18 protein-coding genes are annotated in these 21,657 nt (G+C 68.1%); 12 read left to right on the top strand and 6 right to left on the bottom strand.

Features of this window, described 5'->3' with window-relative positions:
• The first annotated feature begins 502 nt into the window (after window positions 1-502).
• From glgX to ABD848_RS03120, 3 genes are all read left to right on the top strand, one after another.
• Window positions 503-2,665, top strand: coding sequence for a glycogen debranching protein GlgX (gene glgX / locus ABD848_RS03130; RefSeq protein ID WP_344967045.1), 2,163 nt, complete (start codon window positions 503-505; stop codon window positions 2,663-2,665).
• An 11-nt stretch (window positions 2,666-2,676) separates the two neighbouring features.
• Complete coding sequence (locus ABD848_RS03125; protein WP_344967043.1) at window positions 2,677-3,438, top strand: pyrimidine reductase family protein; 762 nt, start codon at window positions 2,677-2,679, stop codon at window positions 3,436-3,438.
• A gap of 343 nt (window positions 3,439-3,781) precedes the next feature.
• A complete protein-coding gene (locus tag ABD848_RS03120; RefSeq protein WP_344967041.1) occupies window positions 3,782-4,540 on the top strand; it encodes a GntR family transcriptional regulator in 759 nt (252 codons plus the stop codon).
• 228 nt (window positions 4,541-4,768) lie between these two features.
• Here ABD848_RS03120 and ABD848_RS03115 read toward each other — a convergent pair whose 3' ends face one another.
• A complete protein-coding gene (locus ABD848_RS03115; RefSeq protein ID WP_344967040.1) occupies window positions 4,769-5,233 on the bottom strand; it encodes a hypothetical protein in 465 nt (154 codons plus the stop codon).
• 178 nt (window positions 5,234-5,411) lie between these two features.
• Between ABD848_RS03115 and msrB the strand changes: the two genes are divergently transcribed.
• The 3 genes from msrB to pssA all read left to right on the top strand — a co-directional run bounded on the left by msrB (window position 5,412) and on the right by pssA (window position 7,438).
• On the top strand, window positions 5,412-5,852 hold the full coding sequence (gene msrB / locus ABD848_RS03110) for a peptide-methionine (R)-S-oxide reductase MsrB (RefSeq protein ID WP_344967038.1): 441 nt from the start codon (window positions 5,412-5,414) through the stop codon (window positions 5,850-5,852).
• 64 nt (window positions 5,853-5,916) lie between these two features.
• Window positions 5,917-6,567 (top strand): phosphatidylserine decarboxylase, encoded by a 651-nt coding sequence (locus tag ABD848_RS03105; protein ID WP_344967036.1) that lies wholly within the window; start codon window positions 5,917-5,919, stop codon window positions 6,565-6,567.
• A 49-nt stretch (window positions 6,568-6,616) separates the two neighbouring features.
• Window positions 6,617-7,438 carry a CDP-diacylglycerol--serine O-phosphatidyltransferase gene (gene pssA, locus ABD848_RS03100; RefSeq protein ID WP_344967034.1) on the top strand — a complete coding sequence of 274 codons (822 nt, stop codon included), beginning with the start codon at window positions 6,617-6,619 and terminating at the stop codon, window positions 7,436-7,438.
• A gap of 137 nt (window positions 7,439-7,575) precedes the next feature.
• Here the strand turns inward: pssA and hemQ are convergent, their stop codons facing one another.
• The 3 genes from hemQ to ABD848_RS24975 form a co-directional block, all read right to left on the bottom strand.
• Complete coding sequence (gene hemQ / locus ABD848_RS03095; protein ID WP_344967330.1) at window positions 7,576-8,214, bottom strand: hydrogen peroxide-dependent heme synthase; 639 nt, start codon at window positions 8,212-8,214, stop codon at window positions 7,576-7,578.
• A 147-nt stretch (window positions 8,215-8,361) separates the two neighbouring features.
• Complete coding sequence (gene hemG / locus ABD848_RS03090) at window positions 8,362-9,879, bottom strand: protoporphyrinogen oxidase (RefSeq protein WP_344967032.1); 1,518 nt, start codon at window positions 9,877-9,879, stop codon at window positions 8,362-8,364.
• On the bottom strand, window positions 9,783-10,397 hold the full coding sequence (locus tag ABD848_RS24975; RefSeq protein ID WP_425567421.1) for a hypothetical protein: 615 nt from the start codon (window positions 10,395-10,397) through the stop codon (window positions 9,783-9,785). Before ABD848_RS24975 ends, hemG begins: the two co-directional genes overlap by 97 nt.
• A 222-nt stretch (window positions 10,398-10,619) precedes the next feature.
• Here ABD848_RS24975 and ABD848_RS03085 point away from each other — a divergent pair, with 222 nt between their 5' ends.
• Complete coding sequence (locus ABD848_RS03085; protein WP_344967030.1) at window positions 10,620-11,705, top strand: DUF4349 domain-containing protein; 1,086 nt, start codon at window positions 10,620-10,622, stop codon at window positions 11,703-11,705.
• A gap of 194 nt (window positions 11,706-11,899) precedes the next feature.
• Here ABD848_RS03085 and hemE read toward each other — a convergent pair whose 3' ends face one another.
• Window positions 11,900-12,868, bottom strand: coding sequence for a uroporphyrinogen decarboxylase (gene hemE / locus ABD848_RS03080; RefSeq protein WP_344967328.1), 969 nt, complete (start codon window positions 12,866-12,868; stop codon window positions 11,900-11,902).
• Between the two features lie 521 nt (window positions 12,869-13,389).
• Between hemE and ABD848_RS03075 the strand changes: the two genes are divergently transcribed.
• From ABD848_RS03075 to ABD848_RS03055, 5 genes are all read left to right on the top strand, one after another.
• The gene (locus ABD848_RS03075) at window positions 13,390-13,974 is read left to right on the top strand and encodes a DUF3000 domain-containing protein (protein ID WP_344967028.1); all 585 of its coding nucleotides are present in this window, start codon (window positions 13,390-13,392) and stop codon (window positions 13,972-13,974) included.
• A 541-nt stretch (window positions 13,975-14,515) separates the two neighbouring features.
• Window positions 14,516-15,793 (top strand): ribonuclease D, encoded by a 1,278-nt coding sequence (locus ABD848_RS03070; RefSeq protein WP_425567403.1) that lies wholly within the window; start codon window positions 14,516-14,518, stop codon window positions 15,791-15,793.
• Window positions 15,794-16,101: 308 nt separating this feature from the next.
• Window positions 16,102-16,977 carry a tetratricopeptide repeat protein gene (locus tag ABD848_RS03065; protein ID WP_425567420.1) on the top strand — a complete coding sequence of 292 codons (876 nt, stop codon included), beginning with the start codon at window positions 16,102-16,104 and terminating at the stop codon, window positions 16,975-16,977.
• Between the two features lie 302 nt (window positions 16,978-17,279).
• A complete protein-coding gene (locus tag ABD848_RS03060; RefSeq protein ID WP_344967026.1) occupies window positions 17,280-18,482 on the top strand; it encodes a thiolase family protein in 1,203 nt (400 codons plus the stop codon).
• Window positions 18,479-20,572 carry a 3-hydroxyacyl-CoA dehydrogenase NAD-binding domain-containing protein gene (locus tag ABD848_RS03055; protein WP_344967024.1) on the top strand — a complete coding sequence of 698 codons (2,094 nt, stop codon included), beginning with the start codon at window positions 18,479-18,481 and terminating at the stop codon, window positions 20,570-20,572. Before ABD848_RS03060 ends, ABD848_RS03055 begins: the two co-directional genes overlap by 4 nt.
• Before the next feature lie 200 nt (window positions 20,573-20,772).
• On the opposite strand, the gene ABD848_RS03050 is transcribed toward ABD848_RS03055, so the two are convergent.
• Entirely contained in the window at window positions 20,773-21,285 is a 513-nt protein-coding gene (locus tag ABD848_RS03050) for a DUF7144 family membrane protein (protein WP_344967022.1), read from the bottom strand.
• Window positions 21,286-21,657: the final 372 nt, after the last annotated feature.

The following is a 21,657-nucleotide window of genomic DNA, read 5'->3' as shown; positions in this document are numbered from 1 at the left end:
CCACAGCACTGTGACCGCCGTTACACAATCTCCCCGTTCGCTGGCCCACGATTTCATGCAAGGGCCGTAACCAGCACGGTGCGCCACAGTGGCTGTAACGGCTCCTCCCTCATCAGGCTTATGCACATGGCGGAGGTGAGCCTAGCGCCGGAGCGCAAGAGTCACCACACGTACGGATTCGATGGAGTCGCGCCGGCAGAGGGCGAGCTGTCATGCCCGCGCACAATGGTCCCGCCTCCTCTCGGTTCATCCATAGTGGTTGATTCCTCCGCTACGGTACGCACTGTCGCGCGCATGCCCTCCCCAGCAAAAGAGACACGAATCGGCGTCGCCCCACGAGTAATATCGGCGCCCCGGTGGGGCAGGGCGGGGAGATGACGGGGCTACGACACGCACGGCGGGCGTACTATCGGGTGCCGATCGCGACAGTCATGGTTACGTGACGGGTTAGCGCGGCAACAGCCACGTCCGCACGGTGATAGCGAGAGAGACAGCGAAACGCATGGTGGAAATCTGGCCCGGTGCGCCGTACCCGCTCGGTGCGACCTATGACGGCTCTGGGACGAACTTCTCATTGTTCTCCGAAGTGGCGGAGCGCGTGGAGCTGTGCCTGTTCGACGATGCCGGCGCGGAGACCAGGGTCGCACTCACCGAGAACGACGGGTTCGTCCACCACGGCTACCTGCCCGGCGTCGGAGCCGGGCAGCGTTACGGCTACCGCGTACACGGCCCCTACGAGCCGGAACGCGGGCTGCGGTGCAACCCCAACAAGCTCCTCATCGACCCCTATGCCAAGGCCATCGACGGTGACCTGACCTGGCATGAGTCGGTGTTCAGCTACCGGTTCAAGGCCCCCGCCCAGTACAACGACAGCGACAGCGCGGCCCATGTGCCCAAATGCGTCGTGGTGAGCCCTTTCTTCGACTGGGACAACGAGAGCCGGCCGCGCATCCCCTACAACGAGAGCGTCATCTACGAGACCCACGTGCGTGGTCTGACCATGCGCCACCCCGGCGTGCCCGAGCGGCTACGCGGCACCTACGCCGGGTTGGGGCATCCGCTGGTGGTCGACTACCTGTCCTCGCTGGGGGTCACGGCCGTCGAACTCATGCCGGTTCACCAGCACATCCCCGAGCACGCCCTGGTAGCGCGCGGCGTGACGAACTACTGGGGCTACAACACGCTGAGCTTTTTCGCCCCGCACAACGGCTACGCCTCCCACACCGAGCACGGCGCTCAGGTGCAGGAGTTCAAGAGCATGGTCAAGTCGCTGCACGAAGCCGGCATCGAGGTCATTTTGGACGTGGTCTACAACCACACCGCCGAAGGCGACCACATGGGGCCGACCCTGTCGCTGCGGGGGATCGAGAACCCCACCTACTACCGGCTCCGTGACGACGATAAGCGCTACTACCTCGACTACACCGGCTGCGGCAACAGCTTCAACGTGCGCTATCCGCACTCATTGCAGCTCATCATGGACTCGCTGCGCTATTGGGTGCTGGACATGCACGTCGACGGGTTCCGCTTCGACCTGGCCTCGGCGCTGGCCCGAGAGTTCCACGACGTCGACCGGCTCAGCACGTTCTTCGACATCGTGCAGCAGGACCCGGTGATCTCGCAGGTGAAGCTGATCGCCGAGCCGTGGGACGTCGGCCCCGGGGGCTATCAGGTGGGCAACTTCCCGCCGCTGTGGACCGAGTGGAACGGCAAGTACCGCGACACCGTCCGCGACTTCTGGCGCGGCCACACCGTCGTGCCCGAGCTGGCCTCGCGGCTGGCGGGCTCCTCCGACCTCTACCAAGCCGACGGGCGCCGCCCTTTCGCCTCGATCAACTTCGTCACCTGCCACGACGGCTTCACCCTGGCCGATTTGGTCTCCTACAACCACAAGCACAACGAGGCCAACGGCGAGAACAACCAGGACGGCACCGACGACAACCGCTCGTGGAACTGCGGCGTGGAAGGCCCCACCGACGATCCGGCCGTCACGGCACTGCGTCGCCGGCAAAGACGCAACTTCCTGGCCACGCTCATGCTGTCCCAGGGGGTGCCGATGCTGTCCCACGGCGACGAGATCGGCCGCACCCAACAGGGCAACAACAACGCCTACTGCCAAGACAACGAGATCTCGTGGATGGACTACGACCTCGGTCCCGACGAGGAGGAGCTGCTGGAGTTCGTGCGCGGTCTGGCGCGGCTGCGACACCAGCATCCGGTGTTTCGACGGCGCCGGTTCTTCCAAGGCAGGGCGCCGGGCAAGGGCGAGATGCGCGACATCGCGTGGTTACGTCCCGACGGCACGCGGATGAGCGACGGCGACTGGGGAAACGGTGAGCGATGCCTAGGGGTCTTCCTCAACGGCGAGGCCATCACCGAGCCCGACTCCTACGGCCGCGAGGTACGCGACGACTCCTTCCTGCTGCTGCTCAACGGCGGCAGCGAGCCCGTTGACTTCACCGTTCCAGGGCAGGCCTACGGCTCGGCGTGGGAGACCGTGCTCGACACCGCCGAGCCCGAGGTCAAGGATCGTCCGCTGGTACGGGCGGCCGGTCGGGTGGCGCTGGTCGACCACGCGCTGATGTTGCTGCGGCGGATACGGGCACGCGAGATCATGGGGGCGCGCGTCGACGGGGGCGGGAAGGAAACCTTCGGGGTGACTTAAGCTCGACGCCCATGAGTTCCGTTGACAGCGCATCCGCGCCTTCGTTTCGCCGTCTGCTGCCCGAACCCTGCGGCGATGTCGATGTTGCTGCGGCCTACGCCTACCCGCAGACGCGGCACCGGCCGTGGCTGCGGGCCAACATGGTGGCCAGCGCCGACGGCGCGGCGTGGGGGCCGTCGGGGCGTACCGTCGAGCTGTCGGACCGAGCCGACCGAAGGATGCTGGTGGTCCTGCGCGGGCTGGCCGACGTGGTACTGGCCGGGGCGGCCACAGCCCGCATCGAGGGCTATCGACCGGTGCGCCAGCGGGAGATCTTCGCCAAGCTGCGCGAGGGGCGGGCGACCACGCCTCCGATCGCTGTAGTGACACGCACGCTCAACATCCATCCGCGGCTGCTGGCCGATGCGCCTGAGGAGTCGCGCACCATCGTTGTGACGACTGAGTCAGCGCCAGCTGAACGGCGGCGGGCCGCTGCCGAGCACGCTGAGGTAGTCGTGGCAGGCGAGGAATCGGTCGATCCCGAAGCGCTCATAGCGGCGCTGGGTGCGCGCGGACTGTTCCGGGTGCTGTGTGAGGGTGGACCGCACCTCCTGGCCGAGCTGTCGGCCGCCGGGCTTGTGGACGAGCTGTGTCTGACGGTGAGCCCGCACCTGTTGGGTCCGGCGGCGTCACGGATCGTGTCCGGCGATACTCCCTCCCACACACAGGACCTGGAGCTGAGCCACGTCCTGGAGGCGCAGGGGTCCCTGTTTTTGCGGTATACGCGGCATTGACCGCGCATACTCCTGTGACAGGCGAAAACGGCGCAACCCTTGGGAAAATCGTGGACAATGGTGCGGTGACCTCGCTGTCAATAAAATGAGCTGAATTCAGACACCCGCAGGAGAGGCATGAATCACCCCGCGACCGGACATACCGGAAGTGTGAGTCGAAAACCCGCGGAGTTCGTGAGACATCGCGTGAGAATGCGTGGGGCCCGGCGCGGGAGAGCCCAATTGAGGGCGCACTACGGCATCCTTTCTATTCGATCCGAAAATGGATCCGTCGCTTTCGGTCCGCCGTATGCAGCCGCTTCGCACCGCGCGACCGTCCAACCCGGGCGAGAGGATGAATGCAGTGCCGACATCCGACAACAGCTCCCCGCCGGTCTACCGAGAAATCGCTGAAGAGCTACGCTCGGCTATCACCTCCGGCAGCCTCGCCGACGGTGACCGGGTACCGGGTGAAAACGAGCTGATGAGACGGTATGGGGTGGCCAGAGCCACGGCAAGGCAGGCGCTGAGCCTGCTCATCCACGAGGGGGTCGTGGTGGCCGTGCGCGGCTCGGGGGTCTATGTCCGCGCGTTTCGCCCGCTGCGACGCCACGGGCCACGGCGCCTGTCGCGAGAGCTGTGGGGCAACGGGCGGGCCATCTGGCAAGCCGACAGCGGGCAGCGGACCTTCCAAACGGACACGGTGGAGGTAACCGAAATCGACGCGCCCGAACACGTGGCGCGCGCGCTCAGCCTGGCCGCGCAGGAGCGGGTGTTCAAACGTCGGCGCCGCCATTTGCTCGACGAGCGGCCGATGCAACTGGCGGCCTCGTACCTCCCCGTGGAGTTGGCGACCGGCACAGTGATCACCGAACCCGACACGGGGCCGGGCGGGGTCTACGCTCGGCTCGGCGAACTCGGCTATGGTCCTGCACATTTCACCGAGGAGATCCGGGTGCGCATGCCGACCCCGGAGGAGTCGGAACAGCTACACCTGGAGCCGGGAACGCCGGTGCTCGACGTGATGCGTACCGCGTTGACCGAACAGCGGCGCCCGGTGGAGTTCACCGAGATGACCCTTGACGGCTCCGCCTATGTACTGCAATACGACTTCGACGCCTGATCGCCGCGGCCGGCGACGCGGGAGGGCCGTGACAACGATCGGCGGAGGCGGCAACCGGCTCGGGCGGTCGAATAGCGGCACGGCTGTGCCTCCTCCGGACGAGGAACCGGCCGGCGCGCAGCGGCCAGGCCCGTCGGCACCGTTCCGACGGGCGGTGCAGCGTCCCTGCGGCGGGGCGGGGAGGACGGCCCCGGCCCGCCGTGGCGGGCCGGGGGTTGAGGGGCGAACCTATTCGTACGTTTCTTTCTCCGCTTGGGCTCGGCGGTCACGGTGTCGGTTCTTGGAGCAAAACACCAAGAACCCCAACCCGAGGAGAGCTACCCCTATCGCGATGGCTCCGCCCCCGGCGAGGATCACGTCCTCGGAGGGGGCCATGATCCACTTCGACAGGGCGCGTCCCAACACCGCGGCCACGGCCAGCGCCATGGCACCAATGACCGCGGCCAGCGCCAGCAGGGCGGTATCGCCCAGCGGCCGCGGCCGAATGCGGTCGAATGCCATTGCGGCGGCGTGGAGGTTCACGGTGATCAAGCTGCGCACTTCCCACGTGGCGCCGCCGACCACGGCTACCGCGGGGCGCGTCCGTTCCCAGAGGTGACTACCGTGATACTCCAGCCATAGTTGGCCATACCGAGCCCAGCCCAGATGTAACGGTCGCCGGTAACCCACCGGCTCGCGATACGAGATGAGCATGGTACTCTCTCCCGCCTGTTTTGACCCTTGTGATGTTGCCTACCCAACCCTGCTCAACACGAACTTCCCAACAGCGAAGAAACGGACACGAACTAATCAGAGATCGGTTACGACGGGCGATACCGGCGTGTCCGGGCAAGAGGCCACTACAGCGATGAATCAGGGTAGCGTCAGCCATATGGAAGAATTTTCTGGAGAACCGCATCCTGGCGAGCCAGTCCGCCGCAGCGAACGCCAATGGCGTGCCATGCTGGAGCCGGAAGAGTACGCGGTGCTGAGGGAAGCGGCCACCGAACGGCCGTGGACCGGGGAGTACGTATCGACGACGACCACCGGTGTCTACCGATGCCGAGCATGTGGTCACGAACTGTTCAGGTCACAGGAGAAGTTCGAGTCGCACTGTGGCTGGCCGAGCTTCTACGATCCCTCCGACAGTTCAGCGGTGACCTTGCACGAAGACACGTCACTGGGTATGACCCGTACCGAGGTGCGCTGCGCCCGCTGTGACTCCCACCTTGGCCACGTCTTCTACGGAGAGGGGTACCCGACCCCCACCGACGCCCGCTATTGCATCAACTCCGTGGCTCTGACTCTGGAGACTGAGGACGCGGTGTCGTAGCATCCTGGCCCATCACCTTCTCCGCCGCGGCCTTCGACTCCATCCGGCGCTATGAAAGCTCTCCATGACCGATGACTCTCACTCCGCCCCTTTTCGTGCGCGTGTGCGCATGGCACGCGGTTCGGCGCCCTGGCTGATCCCGACGTGTGCGGTCGCAGGGGCCGCCGTGCTCGCTGGGCGGGGTTCACGCCTGGGCACCGCGCTGGCGGTACCGGCAGTGGCGACCGCCGCGGCGATGGCGTGGTTCTTCCGCGACCCTGATCGCGAACCGGGGAACGGGCGCGTTCTCTGCGCAGCCGATGGCGTCGTGCAAAGCGTCGACGCCCAGCCCGACGGCCGAACGCGGGTGGCCGTCTTCATGAACCCGTTGAACGTCCACGTCAACCGGGCCCCTATAGCCGGGACGGTCATCGGTGTGGAGCACCGTTCCGGGGGTTTCCGGCCGGCATTCGACAAGGACAGCGAGCGTAATGAGCGCGTCATTTGGACCCTTGAAACCGAGATCGGTGAGGTCACGGTCATTCAAATCGCCGGGGCGATGGTCCGGCGCATCGTTTGCTATCTCAGCGTCGGGCAGAAGGCGGAAAAGGGCGAGAGGATCGGCCTCATCCGGTTCGGCTCCCGGGTCGACGTCTACCTGCCCGCCGGGATCGCGCCGGGTGTGGAAGTCGGGCAGCAGGTTCAGGCTGGGAAAACCCGCCTCGACCGGGACTGAGCCGGCCGCGGTCGCGCCACTCAGATCCGGGCCCCCGTCCGTCGACGCTGTGGACGGCGACCACGGGTCGGCGGACTCCCCCGGGGGTGGGCCGCAACCACAGACGCGCCTCGCGCTAGCCGACTACTTCACCCTCGGTAACGCCCTGTGTGGCTTTATGGCCGTGTGGCAGTTGGCCAGCGCGCAGTTGAGTCAACTCCCCCCGGGGATCGAGGGACCACTCCAGCGTGGCCATCTCGCGACTGCGGTCATCCTGCTCCTGGCAGCGGCAGTCTGCGACCTCTTCGACGGCCGGGTCGCGCGCAAGCTCGGCGGCAGCGGCATGGGGGCGGAACTGGACAACCTCGCCGACGTCATCAGTTTCGGCTTCGCTCCGGCCTTCTTCGTCGTCGCGTGGGCGACCACACTCCCCCGAGGCGCGTTAGCGATGGTCGCCGCCGCGGCCGTACTGCTGGCCGTGGTCGTACGGTTAGCGCGATTCTCCTGCCAACCTCCCTGCGCACGCTACTTCACCGGGCTCCCTAGCCCGTTCGGGGCCATGGCGGTCATTACCGTCGTCCTGCTTGACCCACCTGCCTACCTGGGCATAGCCGCCATCTTGACGGTCGCGTGGCTCATGGTCAGCCGGGTGGAGTACCCCAAGCCGCGCGGCCGGCTCGCCATAGCGATCCTGGTGTGGATCGTGGGAAGCGTTGGCTGCCTGACCGCTTGGGCGATCGACGCCCCCGCGGGAGAAGCTCTCCTGTACTCCGGCTCCAGTCTTCTGTTTGTCCTGATCCTGACCATCCCGGGCTACGTGCTGGTAACGCGACGCCAGGCGCGAGATGAAACCGAGGACAACGTGGCGTGGAGCGCGGTGCGCGAAAGTTGAGCCGCACTGCTCGCCACCGGCCCGACACGGGTCGCGGCCGGTGGACGTGCCCTGCGCTCGCGAGGACGCCGGGGCCCTGGTCGAGCCACCCGCTTGAGGGCGAGGTCCCCGGGGTTATTGCTGCGGTGACCGCCGCGCTAGAGGTTCTCCAGTAGTTCGGCTACGCCGCGCCTGCGACCGGTGTAGAAGGGGATTTCGAGCCGGGTGTGGCGACGGGCCGCCGCGCCTCGCAGATGGCGCATCAGGTCGACGATGCGGTGCAGTTCGGCGGCTTCAAAGGCCAACAGCCACTCGTAGTCGCTCAGTGCGAAGCTGGAGACGGTGTTGGCGCGCACGTCACGGTAGCCGGCGGCCATGCGGCCGTGCTCGGCGAGCATGTCGCGGCGCTCCTCGGCGGGCAGCAGGTACCACTCGTAGGAGCGCACGAACGGGTAGACACACAGGTAGTCGTGGGGCTCCTCCCCCGCGAGGAACGCGGGGACGTGGCTGCGGTTGAACTCGGCCGGACGGTGCAGGCCCATGGCCGACCACACCGGAGAGCTGAGCCGGCCCACGCTGGTGTGGCGAAACCCCGCATACATCTCTTGGAGGGCGTCGGGGGATTCGGCGATCCACCAGAACATCACATCGGCGTCGGCGCGGAACCCCTGGATGTCGTAGACCCCGCGGGTGGTGACCCCCTTGTGCGCCGCACCGTCGATCAACTGGGTGAGTTCGTGGGCTGCGCTGCGGCGGTCGAGGTCGACGAGATCACCGACCTTGAACACCGACCACATGGTGTAGCGGATGAGCGCGTTGAGCTCCTCGGGGGCGGCCGCACCGTTGTTGGTGTGTTCGTTGGCCACGTATGACTCCCTTGTCTGTGTTTTGTGCTGGTTTCCTGCTTGCTCGGGCTTCGCCGGCCGGACGCGGGGGCGGTGGGCTCACGTTTGTCCGACCCGCGGTCCCAGTTCGTTGGCGACCCGCAGCGCCGCCTCCTCGGCACTGGCGACGCAGGCGGGGATGCCCACGCCGTTGTAGGCCGCGCCGCACACCTCCAGGGTGGGGTGTTCGGCCAACGCCGCCTGGACACGCGCGACCCGGTCGAGATGACCGACGTCGTACTGGGGCAGCGCGCCGCCCCACCGGGTGACCCGCTGGTCCACAGGGGGCTCGGTGATCCCGCAGACGGTGCCCAGATCGCGCACGGCAAGGTCTACCAGTTCTTCGTCGGAGCGCTGGAGCAGGGCGGTCTGGCCCACCCGCCCGATCGAGCAGCGCAGCAGGATCAGGTCGTCGGTGGGGTTGGCGGCGCGCAGCTCCTCGGCCAACCACGGCCATTTCACGCTACTGAAGGTCGCGGCCTTGATAGCCAGCCCCTCGCGGGCCGGCACGAGGAAACCGCTGGCGGTGGGCGGCACGGGGAAGGCCGACCGGCGCAGAGCGAGGGTGACCACGACCATGCTGGCGTAGTCGATATCGGCGAGTTCGGCGGCGGCGGGCGGGGCGATACCGGTGAGCAGGCGAGTGGCGGAGGGCGCTGGACAGGCGAGGACGACGGCGTCGGTGGTGACGGTGCGGGGGTCGCTGGCGGGACCGACCGTGAGCCGCCATTGGCGGCCAAGGCGACGCAGCTCCCGCACCGTGGTCGAGGTCTCGATGGTGACGGGCGCGGCGGACCCGTCGGAGGAGCCCAGTGCGGCCACGAGTTCGGCCACGCCGCCGCGCAGGGTCGCGAACACGGGGCGCTGTGGGTCGCTGGCGGCGGCCTGCGTGGCTTTGACCTCGCGCGCCGCCAGCGCCAACGAGCGCTGCCGCAGCGCCGTGGGCGCCAGTTGGGGCAGGGTGGCCGCCAGGGAGAGACGGTCGGCGCGGCCGGCGTAGACACCGCCGAGCATCGGCTCGACCAGACGCTGTACCACCTCGGCGCCCATGCGCTTGCCGACGTAGGAGGCCACGGAGACATCGCCGGAGGTCGGGCTGGCGGGCCAGATCAGGTCGCGGGCTGCGCGTAGCGCCCCTCGCCACGACACCACTTTGCTGCGCGCCAGGGCCGCTATGTCGCCAGGGACCCCCATCACCTGGCCTTGCGGGAAGGCGCGCAGGGCGCCGCGGCTGTAGATCCGGGAGGTTGTGGTCGCCGGATAGGTGATGCGGTCTTCGATATCGAGATCGGCGATGAGGCGCAGCGCCTCGGGCCTGCGGGCCAGGAGGGACTCGGCTCCGCTGTCGACGTCGACACCGGCCACGCTGATCGAGCCGATTTTGCCGCCCACGCGCGGCGCGCCCTCAGCGACGGTGACGGCCACTCCGGCCCGGCTCAACCGGTGGGCGGCGGTCAGTCCGGCGACACCGCCGCCGATGACTACGGCGTGCGGGCGCTGCCCTCTGCCGGAGTGGGAGGCGGTGGGGAATTCGGTTCCCGAATCGTTGACCTGTCGGTCACTGCTGCGCCGTTCCATGGTTCCCAGCTTCGCAGACGTGTGAGGATGCGCGACTCCGCCCTTGCTTTGCCGGTGCTGGGGCGGCAGGCAGCCGCGCGCCGCGGCATGGAGGCGCCATTGTGCGTATGGCCGTGCCGCCGGTGGGTCTGGCCCTTCGCGCGACCGAGGGGCTCGGCACGGGCGGCAACCTCTGCCACCGCCGCCCGCCTCGGCCAACGCCTAGTAGGGAATTTGGCTTCCTCTCTTCCTGTGGGGAGGGCAGTCCACTCCTCGCGGGGGTTTCCTGCTTCGTTGCCGGTTGCGGACGGGGGTCGCGTGCCGTTTGACATCGGCTCCACAGGCATCGCCGGGGGTGCCCGGCTGCGGCTCGGCCAGCCGCACCGATGTTCGTGGCCGCGCTGCGGCCCCGGTCGTGACGGGTGGCCAGGGGCAGGTCGGCCAGCAGGTGCCCACACGCCGAAGTAGGTTGCAGAGGAAGGAAACCACCGGTCCACGATCACCAGCATGCGGCCGTAGCGCTGCGCCTTGTACTCCAGTTGGCGGCGAAACTCCCCGACTCCGGCCGCCAGGGTCGCCCGGGTGAGCCCGGCCTTCTGGCCGCCCCGGCGCCTCGGCGCTGCCGCGCGCCGAGGCGGTCATGCCACCCACTGCCGGATTCCTCCCCGACCTGAGTTCCCGGAGCATCCTCCGGGAACTCAGGTAACCCAAACGTTATCGCCAGGTGAAACGGGCAGGGGGGAGGTCGCCGTCGAAAGGGCATGGACCCCACACTGAACCAGCGCCGCGCCCCGCGAGGGGCGCGCGGCGCGCTCCTGCCCCTCGTCGCCTCGGTGCCGACCACGCTGCTCGTTCTCGGGCTGGTGACCGGCTGCGCGGAACAAGGTGATAGCTCCAGCGGAGCGGTGGAACGATCCGCGCTGCAAGACAAGGCCCGCAACGGTGCCGACGATGCCGGAGCTATGGCTGCCGAGGAGGATGCTGCGGTCGCCGAAGACGGCGACACCATCGCCAATTCCGACGTGGAGGTAACGGACCGTGAGGTGATTCACACTGCCGACCTCACAGTCGAGGTCGACGACATCCAGAAGGCAGTGGAGGCGACGAAGCGAGAGGTCACCGACGCAGGCGGCTACATCTCCGCGGAACACGTGTCCGCCGCCACGGGCGCGGCGCCTCAGGCGAACCTGGTGGTGAAGGTTCCCGTGGACAGCTACGACGCTGCGCTGGAGGACCTGTCGGCTCTGGGAGAGCGCGTCAACCTCGACCGCAACGAGCAGGACGTCACCGAAGAGGTCGCCGACGTCGACAGCCGAGTGGAGTCGGCAGAGGCCTCCCTAGAGCGGCTGCGGGAGCTCCTCGACGAGGCCGAGTCGGTGGAGGACATCCTCTCCATCGAGCGCGAGATCTCCAACCGGCAGGCGGATCTGGAGGCGCTACTGGCCCGACAGCAGACCCTGGCCAGCCAGACCGACTACGGGACCGTACGTCTGGAACTGCTCCTGCCCGACTCCTACATCCCCGCCGCCGAGGACAGCGACTCCATCGGCTTCCTCGGCGGGCTGCTCCAGGGGTGGCGCGCCTTGGTCACCGTCGGCGCGACGCTGGCGGTCGCGCTGGGCTGGTCGCTGCCGTTTTTGGCGATCCTGGCAGCGGTGGCGGTTCCGGGGTGGCTCCTGCTGCGCCGTCGCAGGCACGGTGGAGCCGCGACCGTTGCCGGCCACGCCAGCTCGGCCGAGACCACTGAAACGGCCGCAGCCGGAGCCGACGGGGACCCCGGTTCGGCGGCAACGGCTGACGGCACCGCCGAGGACGGTGGAGCCGACGCGGAGCGTTCCCCGTCCTGACCGTTATGCTACCCAGTGCCGCTCCCGGCGGCGGACAAGCGGTGCGCGCCGGATCGGCCGGTTCTCCAGTGACACGAGGAAAGCCCTGCCCCGGCGCGTCCCCGAAATCTGCTCTGGGGAACCGGCTGCTGGCACCGGCCCGCTCCCGCTCCGGACTACCGCGCTCTGGCTCGCCACGAGCAAGCGCCGCCGAGCTAGCGCACGCTGTGTTCGTGCACGAAGTCAGTGAGACGGGCGAGGACGTCGGGTGAGGTCTCCGGCAGGACACCATGGCCGAGATTGAAGATATGGCCCTCGGCGGCGGTGCCTTGCGAGAGGACCCGGCCGGCCCGCTGGGCCACCACATCCCAGGGAGCGAACAGGGTCGCCGGGTCAAGGTTGCCCTGCACCGCGATACCGGGACCAATCCGCGACGCGGCTGCGTCCAGGGGAACCCGCCAGTCGACCCCGACGACGTCGGCACCGGCCTCGCCGAGTAGACCGAGCAGTTCCCCGGTGCCCACACCGAAGTGAATCCGGGGCACCCCCACGTCGGCGAGGTGCTCGAAGATCCACGAAGCATAGGGAAGCACCGACTCGCGGTAGTCATCGGCGCTGAGCGCACCGATCCAGGAGTCGAAAAGCTGGACGGCGCTGGCGCCCGCGAGGACCTGGGTGCGGAGGAACTGAAGGGTGATGGCCGAAAGCCGCTCCATGAGCTCGGCCCATAGTTCGGGCTGGCCATACATCAGCGCTTTGGTGCGTTCGTGGTTCTTCGACGGGCCGCCCTCGACAAGGTAGGAGGCGAGGGTGAAGGGACCGCCGGCGAAACCGATCAGTGGCCGCTGGCCCAACTCGGCGGTGAGCGCGCCCACAGCCTCGGTGACGAACGGAACGTCCTCGGGTTCGAGAGTGCGCAGCCGCTTGATGTCGCCGGCCTCCCGTACGGGGTCGGCCACGACGGGCCCGACTCCGGGCTTAATGTCGAGGTCGATTCCGATCGCCTTGAGCGGCACGACGATGTCGCTGAAATAGATGGCGGCGTCGACAGCGTAACGGCGCACCGGTTGCATCGTGATTTCCACGATCATGTCGGGGCGCGCGCACGCCTCCAGCATCGGAACGTCGGCGCGGACCCTACGGTATTCGGGTAGCGAACGCCCTGCCTGGCGCATGAACCACACTGGTGTATGGGCCACCGGTAGGCGTCGGCAGGCTCGCAGAAAAGGAGAGTCTTGCAGCGTCACATCTCTGATCGTGCCACGCTGCGGAAGCGAGCGGTCCCGAAGGCCGCAGATCGGGCCCCGGCGTGGCGGCAGGGGCCGGTGGTGAGGTTCTCCGCAACTGCCGCCATGACGGCGAGAGCACTGCTGTGCTGAGGGGCCGCCGAATGCGCGCAGGGTGGTTCGGACAGCTTCGGACCAGCTAGTAACGGGCCGGTCATACCGGCTATTCCAAGATCATCACAAAACCCCGACACGCCGAGAAAGCTCCGTGGGGTTGGCGCGAACTCGTGTCACCGTCGGTGGAGCGCCCGTCATCGTGCCGGCGCACGGCAGTGTGGCCACCACGGCGCTGTCCGTGTGTCCCCCGGTCGGCTGATGACGAAGCGGTTCGCGGTCGCCGCCCGGCAGGGACGGGTCGGTGGTTCCACGGCCCTGGGCGCGAAGTGGCGATTCGAAAGATTAAGGCTGACGTTTCCACCATGCCCCCTCTCGGTAGGGTCGATGACGCTCCTCCCACGTTCCGGCGGGCGGTCGAGAGCCTGTACGCACCAGTGCCGCGACCCGAAGTCGTCGTCGAAGAGATCCCCGCTCCGCAGCGGCTCGCTCCGCACGCCGCGGCCCTGTCGGCGCGCGTGAGTCACCGCGACGCCGAAGACGTCGCGCTGGGCCGCCTGATCGTGCTCTACGATCCGGGAGGTACCCGAGACTGGCCCGGCCCGTTTCGGGTGGTCGCCTACGTAGGGGCTGAGATGGAGCCGGAGATGGCCGCCGACCCCCTGTTGGGCCAGGTGGCGTGGAGTTGGCTGACCGAGGCGCTGGCCGAACACGGCGCCGAGCAGACGGCGCTGAGTGGCACGGTGACGCGGGCGACGAGCGAGGGGTTTGGGGCCAAGGCTGAGGAGCCGACGACCACCGAGGTGGAGTTGCGTGCCTCGTGGTCGCCCACCGGGGAGGATCTGTCGGCGCACATGGCCGCCTGGCTGGCCCTGCTAGCTTCGGCCGCCGGGTTGCCGCCGGTGGATGTCACCGACATATCCCAACACCGGCCGCGCCAAGAGAGCTGAGGACAGCCGCAGCGCCCCGCTGCGGCGGACCGCTCTGGCCAGGTCCGGTCATATCCGACTGCGGCGACTACGGCCCGGGGCTGGCAGGACCTGCTGCCCTGCCAGGCGTACCGCCGGTGCACAACCGGCACCCGTGAGCGGCAGCGGAGACGGCTGTGGCCGGTCCCGGGCCTACGCCCCGCTGCCACGACGGCTTACCGTGGAGTCGTGGCGAACGTGTTGACTTCTCCCCGCGCCAACGCGCGGGGGTCGTTGCCTTGGCGGACCCGGGTTCCCGCGTGGCGGCAAGCAGCCGCCCCCGTCATGCCGGACCGTCTTACGCCTCCTCCGCCATTACCTGTACCGATGGCCGGTCCCCTTTCCGCCTGGCGACCGTACAGACGCGAGGGTGGTTCTGGGTGTGGCCATTGAGTTGAGGCCGGCTCGCCGGCGCCTATCCTGCCGCGACAAACCGTGAAGTGGCGTGCTTAGCCGACCTACTTCACAGGAGTCCGATTCCTCCCCCGGCTTTCCCGGTCGGGGCGTTGTCGAAAGGTATCTGGTGAACTCCAAGACAGACGATCCCGAAGCATCCCCGGTCCGCCCCAACGACAGTGCGGTGCAAGAGGAGGACGTCCCTCTCCTGCGTGAACCCCGAGAGGGACTGCCGCCCGTCGTGGGCGATCCCGCGGGTCTGGCGCGGGTGGTGAGCGACTTCGCCGCCGGGACGGGGCCGGTGGCCGTGGATGCGGAGCGGGCCTCGGGGTACCGCTACGGTCAGCGTGCCTACCTGGTGCAGTTGCGCCGAGCGGGGGCCGGCTCGGCGCTGATCGACCCGATCGCCTGCCCCGACCTTGCAGAGCTCGGTGCGGCGCTAGGCGACACCGAGATGGTGCTCCACGCCGCCCATCAGGATCTGCCCTGTTTGGCGGAAGTGAACTTGCGTCCCGCCCGTCTCTTCGACACTGAGCTGGCCGGACGGCTGCTGGGCTACCAGCGCGTGGGCCTGGGGTCGCTGGTCGAGCGGATTCTCGGTATGCGCCTGGCCAAAGAACACGCGGCAGTGGACTGGTCGCTGCGCCCCCTGCCGGAAGACTGGCTGCGTTACGCGGCGTTGGACGTCGAGGTGTTGGTCGAATTGCGCGACGCCCTCGAAGTCGAACTCGACGAGGCCGGCAAGCTCGCATGGGCCCACGAGGAGTTCGCCGCTGTGCTGACAGCGCCCCCCAAGGAGCCGCGCCCCGATCCGTGGCGGCGCACCTCCGGCATTCACAAGGTGCGCAACCAGCGGGGGCTGGGGGTGGTGCGTGAGCTGTGGCAGGAACGCGACCGCGTCGCCCGCGAACGTGATCTCTCCCCCGGTCGCGTGGTGCCCGACTCCGGGATCGTGGAAGCGGCGATGGCCATGCCGCGCACCCCCGAAGAGCTAGCCGAACTGAAACCGTTTAGCGTGCGGCTGGCCCGACGCTATGTGACGACGTGGATCAAGGCCATCAACCGGGTGCGCGACATGCGCGCCGAGGAGCTGCCGCAACCCAGCGCACCAGGCGACGGTCCCCCCGCGACCAACCGGTGGGCCGACCGGGACCCGGCAGCGGCCAAGCGGCTGGAGGCCACTCGGGCCGCGGTGGGAGCGGTCGCCGAGCAGATCACGATGCCCACTGAGAACCTGCTCCAGCCCGACGCGGTGCGGCGGTTGGCGTGGTCACCCCCGCAGCCCGCCGACGAGGCCGCCGTGGCCGAGCACCTGCGCGCGCACAACGCCCGGCAATGGCAGATCGATCTCACGGCGGGACCGCTCAGCGCGGCGCTGCGCGAGGCCGCCAAGCAGTCCGGCTAACCCCTCGGCAAAATCGGCGTCTCTTGGTCTCGCGTTTAAACCCAGTTCAGCGATAAATTCCCCGTAAGTGATGTAAATCACTTGAGAGTACCCCGCGCGGAAGGCTGACTCAGGTGACTACACCGGATTAAGTTATTAAATCGTGTTGTTGCCGATGCGGAATAGCAAAGCTTGCGGGCGGCATGCGTAGCACGAGCGAAGCAGATGGTGTGAGCGTCGCGCGCGGTACCGTTCCCAGCCAATCCAGCGAGCGCGGCAAACGCGGCCAAAACGCTTTTGGATACGTGGGGGTGGTGAGTCTGGTGTCGATGTGGCGGTCGCTCATGCGCGCATCGGGACTGTCGGGGGCCACCGCGCGCCATGGGGCCGAGGTAGGCGCCCGGGAGCCGGTCGCGGGCGGCACCCCCGCTGGCCGCGCAGCGTGGCTGGAGCAGACTCTGCGCGAGTACGTCGAAACGCTGGGCCCCGAGCATGCGCGCAGCATCGCCGCGCGAAACAACCTGGCCAGCAAGTACGCCGAGACCGGACGCCGGAAGGCGGCGATTGAACAGTTCGAGTTGGCGCTGGCCGACTCGCTGAGCGCGTTGGGCGAAGAGCACCCGCAGACCGACGTGATCCGGGAGAACCTCGCCTGGTGCTATGACGACACCGGCCGCTTCGAGGATGCCGCTGTGCAGTGGGAAGCACTGCTACAGCAGCGCCAGTGGCGGCTGGGGGCCACCGCCGCCGATACCGTGACGGCCCGGGCCCGGCTGGCGGCGGCCTACCGCCGTACCGGGCTGTTCGACGCCGCGATCGCCCACTACGAGCGCGCTATCGAAGATTTCACCGGGTTGCCCCCCGAGCAGTTGGAGCATCTGCGGATCGGCTCCGCGCTGGCCTACCGTTCAGCCGGCCGCCTCGACGACGCGATCCAGCAGTTCCGCATGGTGCTGGCACAGCGACAGCGGCGGCTGGGCAGTCGTCACCACGAAACCCTGGTCATCCATCACCAACTCGGTCGTCTCTACCTGCGATCCGGCCACACGAACGAGGCGGTGGAGACGCTGGCGCGCGCCTACCGCACGTGTCTTTCGGCCGCAGGTGACCACGATGTCCGGGTTCTCACCTTGAAGGTGCGCCGCGATCTCGCTGGGGCCTACCGGGCCGCTGGGCGCCACCGCGAGGCCGCCGCGCTGCACTGAAACGTCTCGACCTCTCACATACCGCCCAGGGCGCGCCTGGCCACCGCCCCGGGAAAGCCGGACACAGCACCGTGGGCGGTATCGCGGCGCTACAACAGTCGAGGCAACGCCGAGTTGCACTGCCACCACCGTGGTACGGCCTGCGCTAGGGAGCCGGTGCGGGCGCGAGAACCCCTTGGCTGGTCGGGCGGGCGCGGCGACACGCCACGACGGGGAGCCGTGGACAACCACAGCAGTGGTTACTCACCAGTAGCATATGAGGCACCAGCATCACCCATCCGCTCATGCAAGGAGGGGCAATCGTGCCGCGAACCGCCCGCGATGTCGTGTTCGTCGACGGGGTGCGCACTCCGTTCGGCAAAGCCGGCAAGGGCCTCTACGCCGAAACGCGCGCCGATGACCTCGTCGTCCGAGTCATACGCGAACTACTGCGTCGCAACCCCAAGCTGGCGCCCGAGCGCGTCGACGAGGTGGCCGTCGCGGCCACCACCCAAATCGGCGACCAGGGGCTGACGATCGGCCGCAGCGCCGCCCTACTGGCGGGGCTGCCGCGCAGTGTCCCCGGTTATGCCATCGACCGGATGTGCGCCGGAGCCATGACGGCGGTGACCACCACCGCCGCCGGCATCTCCTTCGGTGCCTACGACGTCGCCATCGCCGGCGGAGTCGAGCACATGGGGCGCCATCCCATGGGAGAGGGCATCGACCCCAACCCGCGCTTCCTCTCTGAGAAACTGGTGGACCCCTCCGCTCTGGTGATGGGCAACACTGCCGAGAACCTGCACGACCGGTTCCCCACCATCACCAAGGAACGCGCCGACGCCTACGCCGCGCGCAGCCAGGAGAAGATCGGCAAAGCCTACGCCGAGGGCAAGATCCAACCCGACCTGGTGGAAGTGCTGGTGCGCTCCACCGAGCAGGGCTATGGCCTGGCCACGGCGGACGAGCCTCCGCGCCCCGACACGACGGTGGCGGGGCTGGCCGGGCTGAAGACCCCGTTTCGCTCCCACGGCCGGGTCACCCCCGGCAACGCCGCCGGCCTCAACGACGGTGCCACCGGTGCCATCATCACGGCCGAAGACACCGCGGCCGAGCTAGGGCTACCGGCCAAGATGCGCCTGGTGGACTTCTCCTTCGCCGGTGTGGAGCCGGAAGTCATGGGTGTCGGGCCGGTACCGGCCACCGAGAAGCTGCTGCAACGCCAGGGGCTGAGCATGGCCGACATCGGCCTTATCGAGATCAACGAAGCCTTCGCGGTCCAGGTGCTGGCTTTCCTGGAGCACTTTGGCATCGCCGACGACGACGCCCGGGTCAACCCGTGGGGCGGCGCCATCGCCGTGGGCCACCCGCTGGCCTCCTCGGGAGTGCGACTGATGATGCAGCTCTCCCGGCTGTTCGCAGAACGGCCCGACGTGCGCTACGGACTCACCACCATGTGCGTGGGCATGGGGATGGGCGGCACTGTCCTGTGGGAGAACACGAACTGGGAGGGGAACACCAAGTGAGCACGCTGATCGAGCAGGCGCGCGAACTGTTCGACGACGAGGTCGTCACGCACGCGCTCGCGCGCGACGTCGAACTCCCCTATGGGGCGGGGACGGCCGTACTGATCACCCTGGAGAACGGCCACGACCACACCAAACCCACCACGTTCGGCCCTAGCGGACTGCTCTCCCTGGACGAGGCCATCGACGCCGCGGCGGCACGCACCGACATCTGCGCCATCGCCATCACCGGCAAACCGTTCATCTTCGCTGTGGGCGCCGACCTCAACGGCGTGCCAAAGATCGAAAACATCGAGCAGGCCCGCGCTATCGCCCGCCTCGGCCACGATGTGTTCCGTAAACTCGGCGAACTCGACATCCCGACCTTCGCCCTGATCAACGGGGCTGCCATGGGAGGGGGGCTGGAACTGGCGCTGCACTGCCACTACCGGACGATCTCGGCCAGCGTACCGGCGGTGGCACTGCCGGAGACCTTCCTCGGGCTCGTGCCCGGCTGGGGCGGCACCTATCTGCTGCCCAACCTCATCGGGGTGGAGCGCGCCGGCAAGCTGATCATCGACAACCCCTTGGCTCAAAACAAGACGATCAAGGGCCCCGAGGCGTTCGAAATGGGCATCGCCGACGCGATGTTTGAGCCGGCCGACTTCGTCGAGGAATCCCTGCGCTGGGCCGCCCGCGTCGTCAAGGGTGAGACCAGTGTGCAACGGCCCGAGGTCGACCGCGGGTCGGCCTGGGATCAGGCCATCGATAACGCCCGCTTCACCGTTGAAGGCAAGCTGCACGGCGCCGCTCCGGCCCCCGCGCGCGCTGTCGAACTCATGGCCCAGGCCAAGACTCGCACACGCGACGAAGGCTTCGCCGCCGAGGACGAAGCATTGGCCGAACTGATCATGAGCGACCAGCTCAAAGCCGGACTGTACGCTTTCGACCTCACCCAAAAGCGGGCCAAGCGCCCCGCCGGCGCCCCCGACTCCTCCTTGGCGCGCCCCATCACCAAGGTGGGGGTGGTCGGTGCCGGCCTGATGGCCGGGCAGCTCGCGTTGCTGTTCGCGCGCCGTTTGGAGGTGCCGGTCGTCATGACCGACATCGACCAGGAACGCCTGGACCAGGGGGTGGGCTACGTCCACGCCGAAATCGACACGTTGCTGACCAAGGGGCGGGTCTCAGTCGACGGTGCCAACCGTCTCAAGGGGCTGGTGCGTGGCTCACTGTCCTACGACGCCTTCGCCGACGCCGACTTCGTCATCGAGGCGGTCTTCGAGCAGATGGCCGTGAAACGGGAGGTCTTCGCCAAGGTGGAGCGGGCCGTGCCGCCGGAGACGGTGCTGGCCACCAACACCTCCTCGCTGTCGATCACCGAGATGGCGGCTGAACTGGCCCATCCCGAGCGCGTGGTCGGCTTCCACTTCTTCAACCCGGTGGCTGTGCTGCCGCTGTTGGAGATTGTGCGCGGCGAACGCACCGACGAGGCCACCTTGGCTACGGCCTTCGCGGCTGCCAAGAGCTTGAAGAAGACGGCGGTCCTGGTCAAGGATGCGCCGGCGTTTGTGGTGAACCGGCTGCTCACCCTGTTCATGGGCGAGGTGCTGGCTGCGGTCGAGGAAGGGACCGATCCCGAGGTCGCCGACCGAGCTGTGGCCCCCCTCGGACTGCCGATGTCGCCGCTGATGCTGCTCCAGTTGGTCGGCCCGGCCGTGGCCCTCCACGTTTCCGAGACACTCCACGCAGCCTTCCCCGAGCGTTTCCGCGTCTCCGAGCAACACCGCGCGCTGGTCGACAGCGGTACAACCGCGATCTTTGGGCCGGACCTTCAGATCGATCCCGAGGTCAGGGAACTGTTCCGCGGCGGGGGCCACCCCCTGACCGAAGACGAGATCCGTGACCGCGCCTTGCGGGCGCTGGCGAAGGAGATCCGCATCATGCTCGACGAGGGCGTGGTAGCCGAGCCGGCCGATATCGACCTGTGCCTGATCACCGGGGCCGGCTGGCCTTTCCACCTGGGCGGCATCACCGCCTACCTCGACTACTCCGGGATCTCCCAGAAGGTCAACGGAGCTCCGTTCCATCCGAACGGGTTGCGGGCGCTTTGATGGGCCCTCTCGCCGCCATATGCCGCGTCCCTGCCCCGTTTTGCCCCGGGGTGGGGCCACGGTAGTCGTCGGCGGGCTCCACTCGACAGGAGGGAGCCCGCCACCCGGCGGCCGGGGCAGGCACTCAGCCGACCCGCTGGGACAGCGCCGTGTGCGGGGCCGGCTGCCAAGTCCTCAAAGCGACCGTCCCCGCTTCTTGCTCACCGTTTGGGCTGTTCGCCCGAACGAGCGGTCGGAACTCCACGCTCGCCCGACGTTTCGGTACCCACGCGCGAGGCGGCATCGGCGCGCCCAGAGCGGTAGGCCGTGGCTTCGCGGTAGGTCTCAGCAGCGCCAGCGCCCCAGCCGCTGGTGAGGGCGTAGATGGCCAGCACGCTGATGGCGATGATGATGGCTGACCAGAACGGAGAGGCGACGAGGAACATCAACTGCCCGATCACGTTGAGTCCGGCGAGGACCACGGCGGTGGTGCGGGCCCACCGCTGGCCGGTCAGCAGCGCGAATCCGGCGAGCACCAAGAGCACACCGAGGACAGTCATGATCACGCCCCACGGCACGAAGCCGAAGAGGAGCATGTCGGTCCCAGCCACGAAGAAGTAGCCGGGGGTGGCCATAGCCACGATTCCCTGAATGACGTTGACGATCCCGACAATGAAGAGGATCGCCTCCGCGAAGGCCCCTCCAGCGTTGGCCTTGAAAGCGTTCATGGACATGCCTAACGCCTCCTGCAGTGAGTGGACGGACTCGGCTTTCGAGCGACCGGCCTCCGGTCGCCGATCCACGCTTGGGCCAGGTCCAAGGCCGGTATCTGGCTCTTCTCACAACCGCAACGGTCACACCGCAGGGCTGGGCTGCCCGGCTGACCGCCTTGATTGTGTATGTGAACGGCTACCCGGTCTCGCCTGCTTTAAATCACGAAACACAAGGTCAGAAGCGTCGGTAAGCCAGTCGTAGCAGGAGGTGGGCGCCTTGGCGCGGCAGGTGCCCCACTTCCGGTTTTGTCCCCCTACGCAACCGGGGCGGAACGAGCGCAACCGGGGGTGGTGGCTGGGGCTGACACCGGCGCGGAGCCGCGCAGCCCCTCC

The sequence above is a fragment of the Salinactinospora qingdaonensis genome (assembly GCF_039539445.1).
GTDB lineage: Bacteria > Actinomycetota > Actinomycetes > Streptosporangiales > Streptosporangiaceae > Salinactinospora > Salinactinospora qingdaonensis.
The sequence above is the reverse complement of the archived record's forward strand: the minus strand, read 5'-3'. Positions and strand labels throughout refer to the sequence as shown.

What these genes read in the sequence shown, in the direction of transcription:
- glgX (WP_344967045.1), top strand. Translation starts at nt 503, where the DNA reads ATGGTGGAAATCTGGCCCGGTGCGCCGTACCCGCTCGGTGCGACCTAT.
- ABD848_RS03125 (WP_344967043.1), top strand. Translation starts at nt 2,677, where the DNA reads ATGAGTTCCGTTGACAGCGCATCCGCGCCTTCGTTTCGCCGTCTGCTG.
- ABD848_RS03115 (WP_344967040.1), bottom strand. Translation starts at nt 5,233, where the DNA reads ATGCTCATCTCGTATCGCGAGCCGGTGGGTTACCGGCGACCGTTACAT.
- msrB (WP_344967038.1), top strand. Translation starts at nt 5,412, where the DNA reads ATGGAAGAATTTTCTGGAGAACCGCATCCTGGCGAGCCAGTCCGCCGC.
- ABD848_RS03105 (WP_344967036.1), top strand. Translation starts at nt 5,917, where the DNA reads ATGACCGATGACTCTCACTCCGCCCCTTTTCGTGCGCGTGTGCGCATG.
- hemQ (WP_344967330.1), bottom strand. Translation starts at nt 8,214, where the DNA reads ATGTGGTCGGTGTTCAAGGTCGGTGATCTCGTCGACCTCGACCGCCGC.
- hemG (WP_344967032.1), bottom strand. Translation starts at nt 9,879, where the DNA reads ATGGAACGGCGCAGCAGTGACCGACAGGTCAACGATTCGGGAACCGAA.
- ABD848_RS03085 (WP_344967030.1), top strand. Translation starts at nt 10,620, where the DNA reads ATGGACCCCACACTGAACCAGCGCCGCGCCCCGCGAGGGGCGCGCGGC.
- ABD848_RS03075 (WP_344967028.1), top strand. Translation starts at nt 13,390, where the DNA reads ATGCCCCCTCTCGGTAGGGTCGATGACGCTCCTCCCACGTTCCGGCGG.
- ABD848_RS03065 (WP_425567420.1), top strand. Translation starts at nt 16,102, where the DNA reads ATGTGGCGGTCGCTCATGCGCGCATCGGGACTGTCGGGGGCCACCGCG.
- ABD848_RS03050 (WP_344967022.1), bottom strand. Translation starts at nt 21,285, where the DNA reads ATGTCCATGAACGCTTTCAAGGCCAACGCTGGAGGGGCCTTCGCGGAG.